This window comes from Enterobacter kobei, assembly GCF_001729765.1.
GTDB lineage: Bacteria > Pseudomonadota > Gammaproteobacteria > Enterobacterales > Enterobacteriaceae > Enterobacter > Enterobacter kobei.
In genome coordinates this window covers 248,278-262,854 of record NZ_CP017181.1, presented here as the reverse complement: position 1 = coordinate 262,854, position 14,577 = coordinate 248,278, and the positions used below count along the sequence as shown (strand labels likewise).

14 protein-coding genes are annotated in these 14,577 nt (G+C 55.9%); 5 read left to right on the top strand and 9 right to left on the bottom strand.

Features of this window, described 5'->3' with window-relative positions:
- Window positions 1-188: 188 nt before the first annotated feature.
- Genes ftsX through ftsY form a run of 3 tightly spaced genes read right to left on the bottom strand, consistent with a single transcriptional unit; the run spans window position 189 to window position 3,356 of the window.
- On the bottom strand, window positions 189-1,244 hold the full coding sequence (gene ftsX / locus BFV64_RS01240) for a permease-like cell division protein FtsX (RefSeq protein ID WP_014882114.1): 1,056 nt from the start codon (window positions 1,242-1,244) through the stop codon (window positions 189-191).
- Complete coding sequence (ftsE, locus tag BFV64_RS01235) at window positions 1,231-1,902, bottom strand: cell division ATP-binding protein FtsE (RefSeq protein WP_069601620.1); 672 nt, start codon at window positions 1,900-1,902, stop codon at window positions 1,231-1,233. Before ftsE ends, ftsX begins: the two co-directional genes overlap by 14 nt.
- Before the next feature lie 2 nt (window positions 1,903-1,904).
- Entirely contained in the window at window positions 1,905-3,356 is a 1,452-nt protein-coding gene (gene ftsY, locus BFV64_RS01230) for a signal recognition particle-docking protein FtsY (protein ID WP_069601619.1), read from the bottom strand.
- Window positions 3,357-3,483: 127 nt separating this feature from the next.
- On the opposite strand from ftsY, the gene rsmD reads away from it, so the two are divergent.
- On the top strand, window positions 3,484-4,086 hold the full coding sequence (gene rsmD / locus BFV64_RS01225) for a 16S rRNA (guanine(966)-N(2))-methyltransferase (RefSeq protein WP_045135381.1): 603 nt from the start codon (window positions 3,484-3,486) through the stop codon (window positions 4,084-4,086).
- Window positions 4,070-4,351: a DUF1145 family protein gene (locus BFV64_RS01220; protein ID WP_014882110.1), complete on the top strand. Its 282-nt coding sequence runs from the start codon at window positions 4,070-4,072 to the stop codon at window positions 4,349-4,351. The genes rsmD and BFV64_RS01220 overlap by 17 nt, the downstream gene beginning before the upstream one ends.
- A 60-nt stretch (window positions 4,352-4,411) precedes the next feature.
- Here BFV64_RS01220 and BFV64_RS01215 read toward each other — a convergent pair whose 3' ends face one another.
- Window positions 4,412-4,768 (bottom strand): DUF2500 domain-containing protein, encoded by a 357-nt coding sequence (locus BFV64_RS01215; protein WP_059373650.1) that lies wholly within the window; start codon window positions 4,766-4,768, stop codon window positions 4,412-4,414.
- A gap of 129 nt (window positions 4,769-4,897) precedes the next feature.
- Here BFV64_RS01215 and BFV64_RS01210 point away from each other — a divergent pair, with 129 nt between their 5' ends.
- Window positions 4,898-5,524, top strand: coding sequence for a lysoplasmalogenase (locus tag BFV64_RS01210; RefSeq protein WP_014882108.1), 627 nt, complete (start codon window positions 4,898-4,900; stop codon window positions 5,522-5,524).
- A 76-nt stretch (window positions 5,525-5,600) separates the two neighbouring features.
- A complete protein-coding gene (zntA, locus tag BFV64_RS01205) occupies window positions 5,601-7,772 on the top strand; it encodes a Zn(II)/Cd(II)/Pb(II) translocating P-type ATPase ZntA (protein ID WP_069601618.1) in 2,172 nt (723 codons plus the stop codon).
- 88 nt (window positions 7,773-7,860) lie between these two features.
- Here the strand turns inward: zntA and ubiA are convergent, their stop codons facing one another.
- The 5 genes from ubiA to malK all read right to left on the bottom strand — a co-directional run bounded on the left by ubiA (window position 7,861) and on the right by malK (window position 13,011).
- Window positions 7,861-8,730, bottom strand: coding sequence for a 4-hydroxybenzoate octaprenyltransferase (gene ubiA, locus BFV64_RS01200; protein ID WP_014882106.1), 870 nt, complete (start codon window positions 8,728-8,730; stop codon window positions 7,861-7,863).
- Between the two features lie 12 nt (window positions 8,731-8,742).
- A complete protein-coding gene (gene ubiC, locus BFV64_RS01195) occupies window positions 8,743-9,240 on the bottom strand; it encodes a chorismate lyase (protein WP_014882105.1) in 498 nt (165 codons plus the stop codon).
- Window positions 9,241-9,420: 180 nt separating this feature from the next.
- A complete protein-coding gene (gene malM, locus BFV64_RS01190; RefSeq protein WP_032637771.1) occupies window positions 9,421-10,374 on the bottom strand; it encodes a maltose operon protein MalM in 954 nt (317 codons plus the stop codon).
- A 112-nt stretch (window positions 10,375-10,486) separates the two neighbouring features.
- A complete protein-coding gene (locus BFV64_RS01185) occupies window positions 10,487-11,830 on the bottom strand; it encodes a maltoporin (RefSeq protein WP_032637773.1) in 1,344 nt (447 codons plus the stop codon).
- 71 nt (window positions 11,831-11,901) lie between these two features.
- Complete coding sequence (gene malK / locus BFV64_RS01180; RefSeq protein ID WP_069601617.1) at window positions 11,902-13,011, bottom strand: maltose/maltodextrin ABC transporter ATP-binding protein MalK; 1,110 nt, start codon at window positions 13,009-13,011, stop codon at window positions 11,902-11,904.
- Between the two features lie 369 nt (window positions 13,012-13,380).
- On the opposite strand from malK, the gene malE reads away from it, so the two are divergent.
- Window positions 13,381-14,571, top strand: coding sequence for a maltose/maltodextrin ABC transporter substrate-binding protein MalE (malE, locus tag BFV64_RS01175; protein ID WP_023331781.1), 1,191 nt, complete (start codon window positions 13,381-13,383; stop codon window positions 14,569-14,571).
- The last annotated feature ends 6 nt before the right edge of the window (window positions 14,572-14,577 follow it).

Below are 14,577 nucleotides of genomic sequence, written 5' to 3'. Positions count from 1 at the left end.
GTTTGAGCCACGAGATTAGCATTCACTCTTTTATCAGACAGTGATTTTATCCACAAGTTCCAGGTGCAACAGTGAATAAATTACGCACAAAATGTGACATGGAGATGATAACAGGGGAAGAGACAACAGGGACGCTTTCCCTGCAGAGCGAACATCTCGGTGCAGGGAAAGATTATATCACGCTTTTATTAGTCGGGAGTAAAGTGGCGTAAATGTTGAACGGTCGCCAGCCAGGCAGCCACCCAACCAATCATCGAGCAAACCAGCAGTAATAACAGGCACTCGTCAAAGCCTAAGCCACTGATATCAAACTTAGTTCCGAAAACCTGCGCCACTTCCGTCACGGCCGATGACAAACGCATCACCAAAATTTCTGACAAAATCAGTGAAAGAAATGCCCCGGAAAAACCGAGCAATGCGCCGCCATAGAGGAACGGACGAAGGATGAAGCCATCCGTCGCGCCAATCAGTTTCTGCACGTTAATGGTATCGCGGCGTGCAAAAATGCTCAGGCGCACGCTGTTACCAATGACGAGGAACACCGCGGCCACCATCAGTACGCCGATCATCGCCGACACACGTCCCACCAGCCCGGTCAGCGCGGCAAGACGGGCAAACCAGCTGTCGTCCATGCGCACTTCATCAATTCCGTTAATCCGAGTGATGCGATCGCGTAACGTATTTAGCGAATCGGTCCCCTGGAAATCGAGCTTCGGGATCACCACCGCCACCGCAGGTAACGGGTTCTCTTCGAGCATATCCAGCGCGCCGCCAAAACCGGACCAGTTGCGAAACTCGCCCAGCGCTTCTTCACGGGAAAGATAGTTGACCTTCTCCACGCCCTGCTCGGCCTGGATTTGCCCGACCACCTGCGCCGCCGCGTTATCGTCGAGCGCTTTATCCAGATAAACGGTGATCTGCGGCGACGGATAATACTGGGACGCCGCCTGGTTCACGTTCTTATAAACCATGTAGCAGACGCTTGGCAGCGTCAGGGAGATGGCGATGACCATCACCGTCAGGAACGTTGCCAGCGGTTTGCTTTTCAGATCCTGCAACGCGCCGTGGAAAGCGTAGCGCACCTGCTCGTTAAACACGTTGGTTTTGCGCGAAGCCGGCTTTGGCGCCGCTTTCTGGCGCTTAGGTGCGTTACGATTGCCATCACCGCCCCCCTGCGGCTTACGGAAACGGTCAAACCGGTTCCCGAACTGCCGAATCTGGTTCATTGCATCACGCTTGTTCACCATGGCCTCCGTGCAAATGTCCATCGCTCAGAGTCAGCATGCGGTACGAACGACGGGAAATCAGCCCGATATCGTGCGTCGCCATCAATACTGTGACCCCAACGCGGTTGAATTCCTCAAACAGACGCAAAATCCCTTCGGAGAGCGAATCGTCCAGGTTACCTGTGGGTTCATCCGCCAGCAGTACGGCCGGCTTGTTCACCACCGCACGGGCGATGCCCACACGCTGCTGTTCACCGCCGGAGAGCTGGATCGGGAAGTTCTTCGCTTTGTCCAGCAGCCCAACCTTATCCAGCGCCGCAGAGACGCGACGACGGATATCATCATAGCTGGCACCGGCAATAATCAGCGGGATAGCGACGTTATCGAAAACGGTGCGATCCATCAGCAGATGGTGATCCTGGAAAATCATGCCGATCTGACGACGCAGGAACGGCACTTCACGGTTCTTAAGACGGCTAATATCATGGCCGCTGAACCAGATTTTCCCGGCGCTTGGCCGTTCGATCCCACAGATAAGCTTGAGCAGAGTACTTTTCCCCGCGCCGGAATGGCCGGTCAGGAATGCCATCTCGCCTGGCTGCAGGTGGAATGTGACTCCCTGCAACGCTTGTCTCCCACCGAGATAGGCCTTGCTGACGTGTTCAAAGCGAATCATTGTTAGTCCTCTCGGGCAAATAGTGCCTCAATAAAGTCGTCCGCTTTAAACGGACGCAAATCCTCAATACGCTCGCCCACACCGATGTAGCGGATAGGAATGCCGAACTGGTCGGCTACGGAGAAGATCACCCCGCCTTTCGCGGTGCCGTCCAGCTTGGTCAGCGCGATCCCGGTCAATCCTACCGCTTCATTGAACAGCTTCGCCTGGCTAACGGCGTTCTGTCCGGTGCTGGCGTCGATAGTCAGCATAATTTCATGCGGTGCATCTTCGTCCAGCTTCTTCATGACGCGGACGATTTTCTTCAACTCTTCCATCAGGTGCGATTTGTTCTGCAAACGCCCTGCGGTGTCAGCAATCAGCACGTCCACGTTACGGGACTTCGCCGCCTGAATGGCATCAAAAATCACGGACGCGGAATCCGCGCCAGTATGCTGGGCAATCACCGGAATGTTGTTCCGCTGGCCCCACACCTGCAGCTGCTCAACCGCCGCCGCACGGAAGGTATCGCCCGCCGCCAGCATCACCGATTTGCCCTGCTGCTCGAACTGACGCGCCAGCTTGCCGATAGTCGTGGTTTTACCCACGCCGTTAACACCCACCATCAGAATAACAAATGGCGTTTTGCCTTCAATATTAAGCGGTTCATCAACTTTTGCGAGAATTTCACCCATCTCGTCTTTCAGCAGGCCGTACAGTGCCTCGGCATCGCGCAGCTGTTTGCGGCTTGCCCCTTCGGTCAGGCTGGCGATGATCTTACGGGTGGTTTCCACCCCCACGTCAGCGATCAGCAGTTGCTCTTCCAGCTCTTCGAAGAGATCGTCGTCGATCTTCTTGCCGCGGAACAGACTGATAAATCCGGAACCCAGATTTTCTTTGGTTTTTAACAGGCTGCGCTTCAGACGGGCAAAGAAACCTTCTTTGGTCGGTTTTTCCTGCTCCTGAACGATCTCTTCTTCAGCCTGCTCCTGCTCTTCCACCGGCACGACGATAACCGCGTCTTCAGCCGCTTCCGCCGCCAGCGCCTGGGCTTCCAGCTCGTCGTCGGTCAGCTCTGGCTCAAGCGCCGCCTCTTCTTCCACCGCCTCAACAATTTCAACGGTTTCCGCTTCGGCCTGCCACTCTTCGGCTTTAACCTCTTCCGGCAGCGGCAGCTCTTCATGTTCGATAACAGCCTGCGGTGCGTCGGTAACGGCTTCGGGCACAACCAGTTCTGGCTTCTCGCTCTCCTGAACCTGTTCAGTGACTTCAACCACCTCTTCAGCAAACGATTCAATCTCTTCTTTGCTGTGGACAGGTTCTTCCGCTTCGATAACCGCAGCGGTTTCTACAGGCGTTTCAGGCTGTGACTGCTCTTCTACAACCTGTTGTTCTTCGGTTTTCTGTTCTGTTTCTTGCTCTTTTTCACCGAAACCCAACCAGGAAAAGAAGCCACGTTTTTTTTGTTTTGCCATCTGCGACTACACTCCTCGCGGCGCTATATACAGGGAAGCTAAAAAAATGATGAAATAGTCTAACACTTTACTTAATTGACATCACCGCCCGCAATCGCAGGGCAATGGTTAACAGAGCTTTCCAGAGATGAAGAAACCCACCCGCGCCCCGGCCGGTCAAATTCGAATTATCGGCGGTCAGTGGCGAGGCCGGAAATTACCGGTGCCGGACAGCCCCGGTTTACGCCCGACAACCGACCGCGTTCGCGAGACGCTGTTTAACTGGCTCGCCCCGTCAATGGTAGATGCCCACTGCCTGGACTGCTTCGCCGGCAGCGGTGCATTAGGGCTCGAAGCGTTGTCGCGCTACGCCGCCAGCGCCACGCTGCTGGAGATGGAGCGCGGCGTGGCACAGACGCTGCAGCAAAATCTGGCGACGCTCAAAGCGAGTAACGCCAAAGTCGTAAACACCAATACCCTGAGCTTCCTCGCGCAGAAAGGCACGCCGCATCAGGTGGTGTTTGTCGATCCGCCGTTCCGCAAGGGGCTGCTGGAAGAGACGTTATCCCTGCTGGAACAAAACGGCTGGCTGGCGGATGACGCATTAATTTACGTTGAAAGCGAAGTGGAAAACGGTCTTCCGCCGGTGCCCGCGCACTGGGATCTGCACCGCGAAAAGGTTGCCGGTCAGGTCGCTTATCGTCTTTATCACCGTCAGGTACAAGGAGGCTCTGATGCCGGTACTGATTAACCTGGGACGTTTGCTGATGCTGGGCGTCTGGGCATTTTTGATTTTGAATCTGGTGCACCCGTTCCCGCGCCCGTTGAACATCTTCGTTAACGTGGCGCTGATTTTCACCTCGTTCATGCACGCCCTGCAGATGGTAATGCTGAAAAACGGCCTGCCAAAAGATGGCCCGCCGATGACCGGCTGGCAGCAACTGCGGGTATTTATTTTCGGCGTGTTTGAGTTGCTGGTGTGGATGAAGAAGTTTAAGGCGCAGGTGAAGAAGTAGGGTGCGGCCTGATGCCCTCACCCTAACCCTCTCCCACCGGGAGAGGGGACCGATCGCGCATTATTCCGCCCTAAAACCTTCAAACCGCGACCCTTTGTAGCTCAGCATTCCTTTCTCACCCACCGTCAACTGGTGGTACTGCTGCGCCTCCAGGCGGAAAGTCATCTCCAGCCCGCCGGTTTCCGGCTTAAAGCTGGCTTCATAGCGCATCGTCGCGCCTGCAGGCGTAACCTGCTGTTGGCGAGAGCGTCGGTCGTTGAGGGCTTTCTCGCGCTTATTGCTCACCACCACCCGCTTTTGCATCAGCGGTGCGGCCTCGTTATCCGCCTTTTCCCGGCGCTGCTGCACGAAGCGAAACGAGGCGGCAATGACCATAATCGCTACCACGATAATGAAAAACAGCGGCATCTTGCTCATTGAAACATCCCATCAGATTATGCGGAATTCAGGATACCTCGCCTGCCCCGGCATTGCCAAACGCCCGCCCGCGTCACTACACTGGATCAGAAACTGATTATTCAGCCTTAACAGTTACAGGGAGTTAATATGCTTTGGTCATTTATCGCTGTCTGTTTTTCCGCATGGCTTTATGTTGATGCGTCCTACCGTGGCCCAGCCTGGCAGCGCTGGTTGTTTAAACCCGTCACGCTGTTGCTCCTTCTGCTGCTTGCCTGGCAAGCGCCGATGTTTAACGCCATCAGCTACCTGGTTCTCGCCGGGCTGTGCGCGTCCCTGATTGGCGATGCCTTAACCCTGCTCCCGCGTCAGCGTCTGCTGTATGCTGTTGGGGCGTTTTTCCTGTCGCATCTGCTGTATACCATTTACTTTGCCAGCCAGATGACGCTCTCCTTCTTCTGGCCGCTGCCGCTGGTGCTGCTGGTGATTGGCGCACTGCTGATAGCGGTGATCTGGTCGCGTCTGGAAGAGATGCGTTTGCCGGTCTGTACATTTATCGCCATGACGCTGGTGATGGTGTGGCTCGCTGGCGAGCTCTGGTTCTTCCGCCCGACGTCTCAGGCGATGTCTGCGTTCTTCGGCGCAGCACTGCTCTTACTCGGTAATATCGTCTGGCTGGGCAGCCACTATCGCCGTCGCTTCCGCGCCGACAACGCGATTGCTTCCGCCTGCTACTTTGCCGGGCACTTCCTGATCGTGCGTTCGCTGTATATCTAAATAACGCTTGACTCTGGAGTCGACTCCAGAGTGTATGCTGCGGTTAATGAGAAAATTATCATTACCGGAGACTGCCATGTCGACTCCAGAAACACCTAAAAAAATCCCACAATTTTCGGCACTTAAGCTCAGCCCGGTTCCGCCAAAAGAGGACTGCTGCTGCGAGGGGAGCTGCGAAACGCAAGCCGACGCGCTGCCCGAAAGCGGTAATCGCTACAGCTGGGCCGTCAACGGTATGGACTGCGCAGCCTGCGCACGTAAAGTGGAAAATGCGGTCAAACAGGTGCCGGGCGTCAGCCACGTTCAGGTGCTTTTTGCGACCGAAAAGCTGTTAGTCAGCGCCGACAAGGATGTCAGTAAGCAGGTTGAAGCCGCCGTCAGCAAGGCGGGATACACCCTGCGCAGCGAAACAGCCCCTGTCGAAAAGACCGCCTCCCTGAAGGAAAATCTGCCGCTCATTACCCTCATCATCATGATGGCCCTGAGCTGGGGTCTGGAACAGATTAACCATCCGTTTGGCAACCTGGCGTTTATCGCCACCACGCTGGTCGGACTGTTTCCGATTGCCCGCAAGGCATTACGTCTGATGAGAAGCGGCAGCTGGTTCGCCATCGAAACGCTGATGAGCGTGGCGGCGATCGGCGCGCTGTTTATCGGCGCGACGGCGGAAGCGGCGATGGTTCTGCTGCTGTTCCTGATCGGCGAACGACTTGAGGGCTGGGCCGCCAGCCGCGCGCGTAAAGGGGTGAGCGCGTTGATGGCACTGAAGCCGGAAACCGCGACGCGGGTTAACGAAGGCAAACGTGAAACCGTCGCCATCAGCACGCTGCGCCCGGGCGACGTCATTGAAGTCGCCGCAGGGGGGCGCTTGCCTGCCGATGGCGCACTGCTTAGCGCCACCGCAAGCTTTGATGAAAGCGCCCTGACAGGGGAATCCATTCCGGTTGAGCGTACCGCGGGAGAAAAAGTGCCTGCAGGCGCCACCAGCGTTGACCGCCTGGTGCAGCTTGAGGTGCTTTCCGGGCCCGGCGACAGCGCCATCGACCGTATCCTGAAGCTGATTGAAGAAGCTGAAGAGCGCCGTGCCCCCGTCGAGCGTTTTATCGATCGCTTTAGCCGGATTTACACGCCCGCCATTATGCTGGTTGCTCTGCTGGTTACGCTCGTTCCACCGCTGTTCTTTGGCGCGCCCTGGGAGGGCTGGATTTATAAAGGTCTGACCCTGCTGCTGATTGGCTGCCCGTGCGCGCTGGTGATCTCCACGCCAGCGGCGATCACCTCCGGTCTGGCGGCAGCGGCACGTCGCGGGGCGCTGATTAAAGGCGGTGCGGCGCTGGAGCAGCTGAGCCAGGTTCAGCATATCGCCTTCGACAAAACCGGCACGTTAACCGTCGGCAAACCCCAGGTGACCGGCATTTATCCGCAGGATATCGCTGAAGATGAACTGCTTACCTTAGCCGCCGCCGTCGAACAGGGTTCCACCCACCCGCTGGCGCAGGCCATTGTGCGGGAAGCGCAGGCTCGCGGATTACCGATTCCGGCGGCCACCGCCCAGCGGGCGCTGGTCGGGTCTGGGATTGAGGCCAACGTCAACGGTAAAAAGGTCCTGATTGTCGCGGCGGGTCACTCCCCTTCCGCACAGGTTCAGACGTTAGAGCAGGCCGGGCAAACTGTCGTGGTTGTTATGCAGGACGGCGTGACGAAAGGCATGCTGGCGCTGCGTGATACCCTGCGTGATGACGCGAAGGAAGCCGTAGCGGCGCTGCATCAGCTGGGCGTGCAGGGCGTGATCCTGACCGGGGATAACCCACGTGCGGCGTCAGCCATTGCGGGTGAACTGGGACTGGAATTTAAAGCTGGATTGCTGCCCGCCGATAAGGTCAGTGCGGTAACCGAACTGAACAGCCACGCCCCGCTCGCGATGGTCGGGGATGGCATTAACGATGCACCAGCGATGAAAGCATCCACCATAGGCATTGCGATGGGAAGCGGCACCGACGTGGCGCTGGAGACGGCAGACGCGGCGCTGACGCATAACCGTCTGACCGGGCTGGCAGAGATGATCGGCCTGGCGCGGGCGACGCGGGCCAATATCCGCCAGAACATCGGGATTGCGCTCGGACTGAAGGGGATTTTCTTGGTGACGACGCTGCTCGGCATGACCGGGCTGTGGCTGGCAGTGCTGGCGGATACGGGGGCAACGGTGCTGGTGACGGCGAACGCGCTCAGGCTGTTGCGTCGCCGATAAAAAAACGCCCGGTGGCGCTAACGCTTACCGGGCCTACATGTTCTGCCAGATCGTAGGTCGGGTAAGGCGAAGCCGCCACCCGACTTTTTTATAAGAAATAGCTCATCGCCAGGCCTAAAAACAGCACCAGCCCGACATAGTTATTATTCAAAAACGCTTTAAAGCAGGCTTCACGTTCGCGTTTGGCAATCAGCTTTTGCTGGTAAGCAAACAGCAATCCCGCCACCAGCACCGACCAGTAAAACTCCCAGTTCAGCCCGTTCAGACGGCCAATCGCGACCATCAGTGCCAGTACCGCGACCTGTAAAATGCCGATGATCAGTTTGTCCTGACGTCCAAAGAGAATGGCGGTCGATTTAATACCAATTTTCAGGTCATCGTCGCGGTCTACCATCGCGTATTGCGTGTCATACGCCACGGCCCAGAGAATGTTCGCCAGGAACATCAGCCAGCAGCTGAGCGGTAGGGATTCACTCACCGCAGCAAACGCCATCGGAATCGACCAGCCAAATGCCGCGCCCAACACAACCTGAGGCAGATGGGTATAGCGCTTCATGAACGGATAAACCCATGCCAGTGCAAGCGCAGCGACGGAAAGCAGAATTGTCATGGTGTTCAGCGTTAACACCAGCAGGAATGAGAGCAGCACCAGTACGAGGAACAGCACGCGGGCTTCTTTTCCGGTCACCTGTCCGCTGGGTAACGGACGGTTGGCTGTCCGCTTTACATGGCCGTCGAATTTACGATCGGCATAGTCATTCACCACGCAGCCCGCCGCGCGCATCAGCCAGACACCGGCGACAAATACGCCCAGGATCCACAGCGGCGGTACGCCCGGCGTTGCAACCCACAGCGCCCATAAGGTCGGCCACAGCAGCAGTAACGCGCCAATAGGTTTATCGGTACGCATTAAGCGGTGATACGCCAACAGCTTATTCTGCGTCAGGCTCCACTCCATTTTTTCTTCCTCTTAGTACAACGGTGATGCCGGTAAAAAAAGTTCCGTCAGGATTAACGGCTTACCGCTCAGGCGAAGGCGGGAACGGCGCCCCCACAGTTCGGCATCACGCCCAATCTCAATAAAATCCCGGGTCAGCTCAGATGAGGTAAAAAGATAACGTCCCAACGGGGTTTTCCCCAGCCGCTGCAGCGCCAGCTCAGGCCCGGAAAGGGTGGACTCGGGCACTACCGTCCGTCCGGCAAGCCAGGGCTCACCATCGGCACAGAGCAAAATTTCGCGCAGCCAGTAGCGTTCCTCTTGCGGCAGCAGCGGCAGCTCGCTGGCGATCTCATCGCCGGAGACAAACCCTTCCTGTATCAGGGTCACCGTGACCGTTTTACCTTGCTGTTCAAAACGTTTCGTCATGGAATCTTCCAGCAGCAACCAGTCCAGTTGCTGCGGATCAAGCGCAGGTATTTGGTCGAAATAGCGCAGCGCACGCAGTTGCGTTAGCGCGGGGTGTGACATGCCAGACTCTCCGATACATAACGTAATGGCATTGTATCGCAGAAACACGGATTGAGGGGGGCCAAACGTTATTTAACGATCACGATCGCAACATGGATGCAACAGCCTGGCGGACACGAAAAAAAGTGCGCCCACTCAGGCGCACTAAACTACTGACAAATCAGCACTGTGGGGAAACGGTTACCCCTTGCCTTTTACACTGCTGATAAAGGTGGAACGGGCAGTGGTTGAACCTAAACGTTCGGCTTCATCAAGCAGTTTCAGCGCTTTATCGACATCGCCGCGCTTCACCGCCTGCTTAATGGCGTTGTTGAAGTATTCTTCGGTGTCGTTCAGTACCGGCTCGGCTTTCTTCGCCGGGGCTGGTGCAGCGGCAGCGACCGGTGCGGCTGCGGTGGCAGCTGGCGCGGTATAGGCAGGTGCAGCGGTATTACCCACGGTTACCGGGCCGCTACCGGAGGAGCCAAACAGCGGGCCGACCAGCACGCTGGAACCGCTGTTCGTTTTCACCTTCAGCTTTAACGTTCCGTCGGTAACGTGACGTGCGATAGGGTCTGGAATATCCGGAATCGCGTTACCGGTACCTTTTGCGTAGGCTTTGGCCGGGTCGAGCAACGTTGTGGTTTTCTGCAGATCTTGCTCAGTGGTAAAGACCAGCACGTAAAGTTTTTGCTGACCCAACGCAGGCGTCAGACGCATAACGCCTTCCAGACGATCGGCACTCATTACGCCAGGTTCCTGATAAGTAAAGTATTCGCTTGGGAAAAAGGCGGATGGCGTCATGTTCTGATCAAGAATCAGCACATTTGGCGCAAATACGCTTGTTTGCTTGTTGACTTCACTGGTCAAGGTAATGGCGAGTTCACCGATATTAGCGGGTACGCTATACGCTGCGACCGGACCGCTAATACCCGGAACATTAATCGTTTGTCCGCCCGTTGAGAGCTGGGTGGTCTGGGTTTTAGACTGATCGACAGGCGTCCAGACCAGCTGTTGCAGTGTCGCCGCCGGAATGGCTGGTGCAGATGTTGTATTCTGCGGAACGAAGTTCACGTTAGCGAGCGTGACAGCAGGCGCGCTTGCCAGCAGCCCTGCGGATAAACAAAGGGCAAGAAGAGTTTTGTTCATTTTCATTGTTATCACCTCAAAATGCACAGGTCAGCGGTAGCCAGGCAATAGCGCGCCGTCCCAAGGATTGAGGGGCTTGCGCCCCTCAGTTTGGTCATTACGTCAGATTAAGACGGGATTACCACCAGATTTCCATCTGGGCGCCGAAGGACCACTCGTCGTTGTCGCCGCGACCGAAGGAACCACCGTTGAAGCCATCTTTAACCGCTTTACCGAAGTTAGGGTTATTCGCTGGGTTACCGTTGTAGTCATAGCCCCACTTCTCATCCCACTTCGCATAGGTTGCGAAGACGCGGATAGCAGGACGTGACCAGATGCTGTCGCCAGCCTGCCACTGTTGCGCCAGGGTGATTTTGTACTGGTTGTTGGTTTCGCCAGTTTCCTGGGATTTGACGTTGTCGTAGCCCACTTCCAGCAAGGTGCTCATGATTGGTGTCCATTTGAACATTGGACGAACACCTACAGTCCACCACTTGGTGCCGTTGTTGTTATCCCAGTCGATATCCTGATACATACCGACGTACATCAGGTCCCAACGATCGCCCAGAGAGATTGCACCGTGGTCAAGGATACGCAGCAGGCTGCCGTTGTTGTTGATGTCATAGGCAAAACCGGTATTGCCATCAATGCCTACGCCAGAACCTTGAGACAGGCCTTTACCCTGAGAGGTCATGGAGTCGGTGGCGTACTGAACCACAAACTTGTTGTAGCCTTTCAGCATGCTCTGGGTGTGTTCAGCGGTGAACATCCAGCCGTCTTTAGACGCACCGTCAACCAGACGATAGTCATCACGTGGGTTAGCACGGCCATAGTCAACGCCCAGCTCAAGGGTGCCGCCTGGGTTAACTTCCATCTGCGCTAAACGCACGTCAAAGACGTCGTTCGCGGTGCGGGTGGTGTAATCATAAATACTGTTGCTGGCGAAGGAGGAAGAACCGCCTGATTCAGAAGAGCGGGTTGCTGCCAGAGAAAGTTTACCGAAACCGACGTCGATATTTTCCAGACCCGCACCAGGACCAGAGATATCCCAGTAGTAGAAGTCGATCATGTGAACGTCATGACGCTGATAGAAGCGCTTACCAGCCCAGATGGTGGAACCTGGCAGCCATTCGATCAGGTTTTTACCCTGCACGTTGGCTTCACGGAACGCCGGGTCAGTGGCTTCCCAGTCGTTCTGTTGTGCTACGGAATACGCTACGTTGGTGTCGAAGTAGAAGCTCTTGTCGCCTTCTTTCCACACTTCCTGGCCCAGCTTCAATTCCGCATAGGTTTCACATTCGTTACCAAGACGGTATTTACTTTGAGCACCGGTTGCCTGGAAGCACTGTTGTTCGCCGCCACTCCCCGTCCAGCCGATACCGGAACGAGCATAACCATGGAAATCCACGGCCATAGCCTGAGCAGACATTACGCCCGCTGCGACGGCAACTGCCAGAGGAAGTTTGCGCAGAGTAATCATCATTCTATCTCCTGAGATCATTGCTTTTCTTTGAACACTTCACCTGTCGGTTTCGTGTCTTCTTTTGGGATTGCTTAAACGCCTGGCTCTTTATGCAACCGACGACATGCAGTGCCATCCTCACGGAACAGATGGCAACGCTCTGGCGGCAAGCCGATAGCGAATGTGGCACCCTCTTCTATCAACACCACGTCATTCTGGCGGTAAACCAGGTTCTGACGAATGGCGGGGATCTGGATATGAATCTGTGTTTCGTGACCAAGCTGTTCAACGACCTGAACCTCACCTTCCAGCGTCACATCGGCAATGTGACTCGGCAGGAGATGCTCAGGGCGGATACCGAGGGACATGTTTGCCCCGACCTGTACGTTGGCGCTGTCCACCGGCAGCCAGACTTGCTGGCGGTTTGGTAGCTCCACCTGTACCTGTTCAATGGCCGTTGCAGTCACTTTAACGGGCAGGAAGTTCATCTTTGGCGAGCCAATAAAGCCTGCAACAAAGCGGTCTGCCGGGTAGTGATAGAGCTCCAGCGGTTTGCCCACCTGCGCCACGCGACCGGCATCCAGCACCACGATTTTGTCGGCCAGCGTCATCGCTTCGACCTGATCGTGGGTGACGTAAATCATCGTGCGGCCAAGACGTTTGTGCAGACGGGAGATTTCGATACGCATCTGAACGCGCAGGGCGGCATCCAGGTTAGAAAGGGGTTCGTCGAGCAGGAACACGCGCGGTTCGGCCACCAGCGTACGGCCAATCGCCACACGCTGACGCTGACCGCCGGAAAGCGCTTTCGGTTTACGCTCCAGCAGGTGCGCCAGCTGTAATACTTCCGCCACCTGGGTGACGCGCTGGTTAATCACGTCTTTCTTCGCGCCGGCCAGCTTCAGGCCAAAGGACATGTTCTCGGCAACGGAAAGATGGGGATAAAGTGCATAAGACTGGAACACCATACCGACGCCACGTTCGGCAGGCGGGATGTCGTTCATTCGGGTATCACCGATCAGCAGGTCGCCGCTGGTGATGGTTTCAAGACCGGCAATCATACGCAGCAGAGTAGATTTACCACAGCCTGATGGGCCGACAAACACCACAAACTCACCTTCAGTGATGTCCAGATTGATGTCTTTTGACACCACTACGTCGCCCCAGGCTTTCGTTACATTACGCAGCTGTACGCTCGCCATGCCCTTCTCCCTTCGTTACAACCTGTCACCGACAGAAACATTCAACATAAGTTCACTATGGGGTATCTATAACTTTCACGAATCCTCCACCCCCCGGCTTTTTTATGGGGGAGGAGGCGGGAGGATGAGAGAGCAGGCTCTGCGACCGCAGCCGGGGGGCTGAGGCGAAATTCGTGAAGCCGCCTGCAAAATTCGGTGGGTTTTTATGTGCGCCAGCACTCATAACTTAGATTTATGCAACGGAGATCACACAAACAGGGGGTGGGGCGTAGGGGTTGGGAGGATGGAAAGAGGATGTCAAATAAGGAGACTGATTCACGTTGAACCACTGAAGTCATACTACGAGACATCACCAAAAGGATGGCAGATATGAATATCAAGACTGGCGCACGCGTTTTCGCATTGTCCGCCCTTGCAGCAATGATGGTTTCCGCACCGGCGCTCGCCAAAATTGAAGAAGGCAAGCTGGTTATCTGGATTAACGGCGACAAAGGCTATAACGGCCTGGCCGAAGTGGGCAAAAAATTCGAGAAAGACACCGGTATCAAAGTTACCGTAGAACATCCGGACAAACTGGAAGAGAAATTCCCGCAGGTTGCAGCAACCGGCGACGGCCCGGACATCATCTTCTGGGCGCATGACCGTTTCGGCGGCTACGCGCAGTCTGGCCTGCTGGCTGAAGTCACCCCGGACAAAGCGTTCCAGGACAAACTCTTCCCGTTCACCTGGGATGCCGTTCGCTACAACGGCAAGCTGATCGCTTACCCTATCGCAGTTGAAGCCCTGTCTCTGATTTACAACAAAGACCTGGTACCAAACCCACCGAAAACCTGGGAAGAGATCCCGAAACTGGATAAAGAGCTGAAGGCGAAAGGTAAATCCGCTCTGATGTTCAACCTGCAAGAGCCGTACTTCACCTGGCCGCTGATTGCTGCCGACGGCGGTTACGCGTTCAAGTTTGAAAACGGCAAATATGACGTGAAAGACGTGGGCGTGGATAACGCAGGCGCGAAAAAAGGCCTGACCTTCCTGGTTGACCTGATCAAGAACAAACACATGAACGCGGATACCGATTACTCCATCGCGGAAGCGGCGTTCAACAAAGGCGAAACCGCGATGACCATCAACGGTCCGTGGGCCTGGACCAACATCGATAAGAGCAAAATCAACTACGGCGTAACGCTGCTGCCAACCTTCAACGGCAAGCCGTCTAAACCGTTCGTTGGCGTGCTGAGTGCGGGTATCAACGCCGCCAGCCCGAACAAAGAGCTGGCGAAAGAGTTCCTGGAAAACTACCTGCTGACCGATCAGGGTCTGGATGAAGTGAACAAGGATAAACCGCTGGGCGCCGTGGCGCTGAAATCCTTCCAGGATCAGCTGGCGAAAGATCCACGCATCGCGGCCACTATGGATAACGCCCAGAAAGGCGAAATCATGCCGAACATCCCACAGATGGCAGCGTTCTGGTACGCCACCCGTACTGCAGTCATCAACGCAGCAAGCGGTCGTCAGACTGTTGATGCCGCGCTGAAGGATGCGCAGGGTCGTATTACTAAGTAAGCAGAA

Coding starts and splice junctions, on each gene's coding strand:
- ubiC (WP_014882105.1), bottom strand. CDS start 9,240: ATGTCACACCCCGCGCTAACGCAACTGCGTGCGCTGCGCTATTTCGAC.
- BFV64_RS01215 (WP_059373650.1), bottom strand. CDS start 4,768: ATGAGCAAGATGCCGCTGTTTTTCATTATCGTGGTAGCGATTATGGTC.
- rsmD (WP_045135381.1), top strand. CDS start 3,484: ATGAAGAAACCCACCCGCGCCCCGGCCGGTCAAATTCGAATTATCGGC.
- malM (WP_032637771.1), bottom strand. CDS start 10,374: ATGAAAATGAACAAAACTCTTCTTGCCCTTTGTTTATCCGCAGGGCTG.
- malK (WP_069601617.1), bottom strand. CDS start 13,011: ATGGCGAGCGTACAGCTGCGTAATGTAACGAAAGCCTGGGGCGACGTA.
- zntA (WP_069601618.1), top strand. CDS start 5,601: ATGTCGACTCCAGAAACACCTAAAAAAATCCCACAATTTTCGGCACTT.
- BFV64_RS01185 (WP_032637773.1), bottom strand. CDS start 11,830: ATGATGATTACTCTGCGCAAACTTCCTCTGGCAGTTGCCGTCGCAGCG.
- malE (WP_023331781.1), top strand. CDS start 13,381: ATGAATATCAAGACTGGCGCACGCGTTTTCGCATTGTCCGCCCTTGCA.
- ftsE (WP_069601620.1), bottom strand. CDS start 1,902: ATGATTCGCTTTGAACACGTCAGCAAGGCCTATCTCGGTGGGAGACAA.
- BFV64_RS01220 (WP_014882110.1), top strand. CDS start 4,070: ATGCCGGTACTGATTAACCTGGGACGTTTGCTGATGCTGGGCGTCTGG.
- ubiA (WP_014882106.1), bottom strand. CDS start 8,730: ATGGAGTGGAGCCTGACGCAGAATAAGCTGTTGGCGTATCACCGCTTA.
- BFV64_RS01210 (WP_014882108.1), top strand. CDS start 4,898: ATGCTTTGGTCATTTATCGCTGTCTGTTTTTCCGCATGGCTTTATGTT.
- ftsY (WP_069601619.1), bottom strand. CDS start 3,356: ATGGCAAAACAAAAAAAACGTGGCTTCTTTTCCTGGTTGGGTTTCGGT.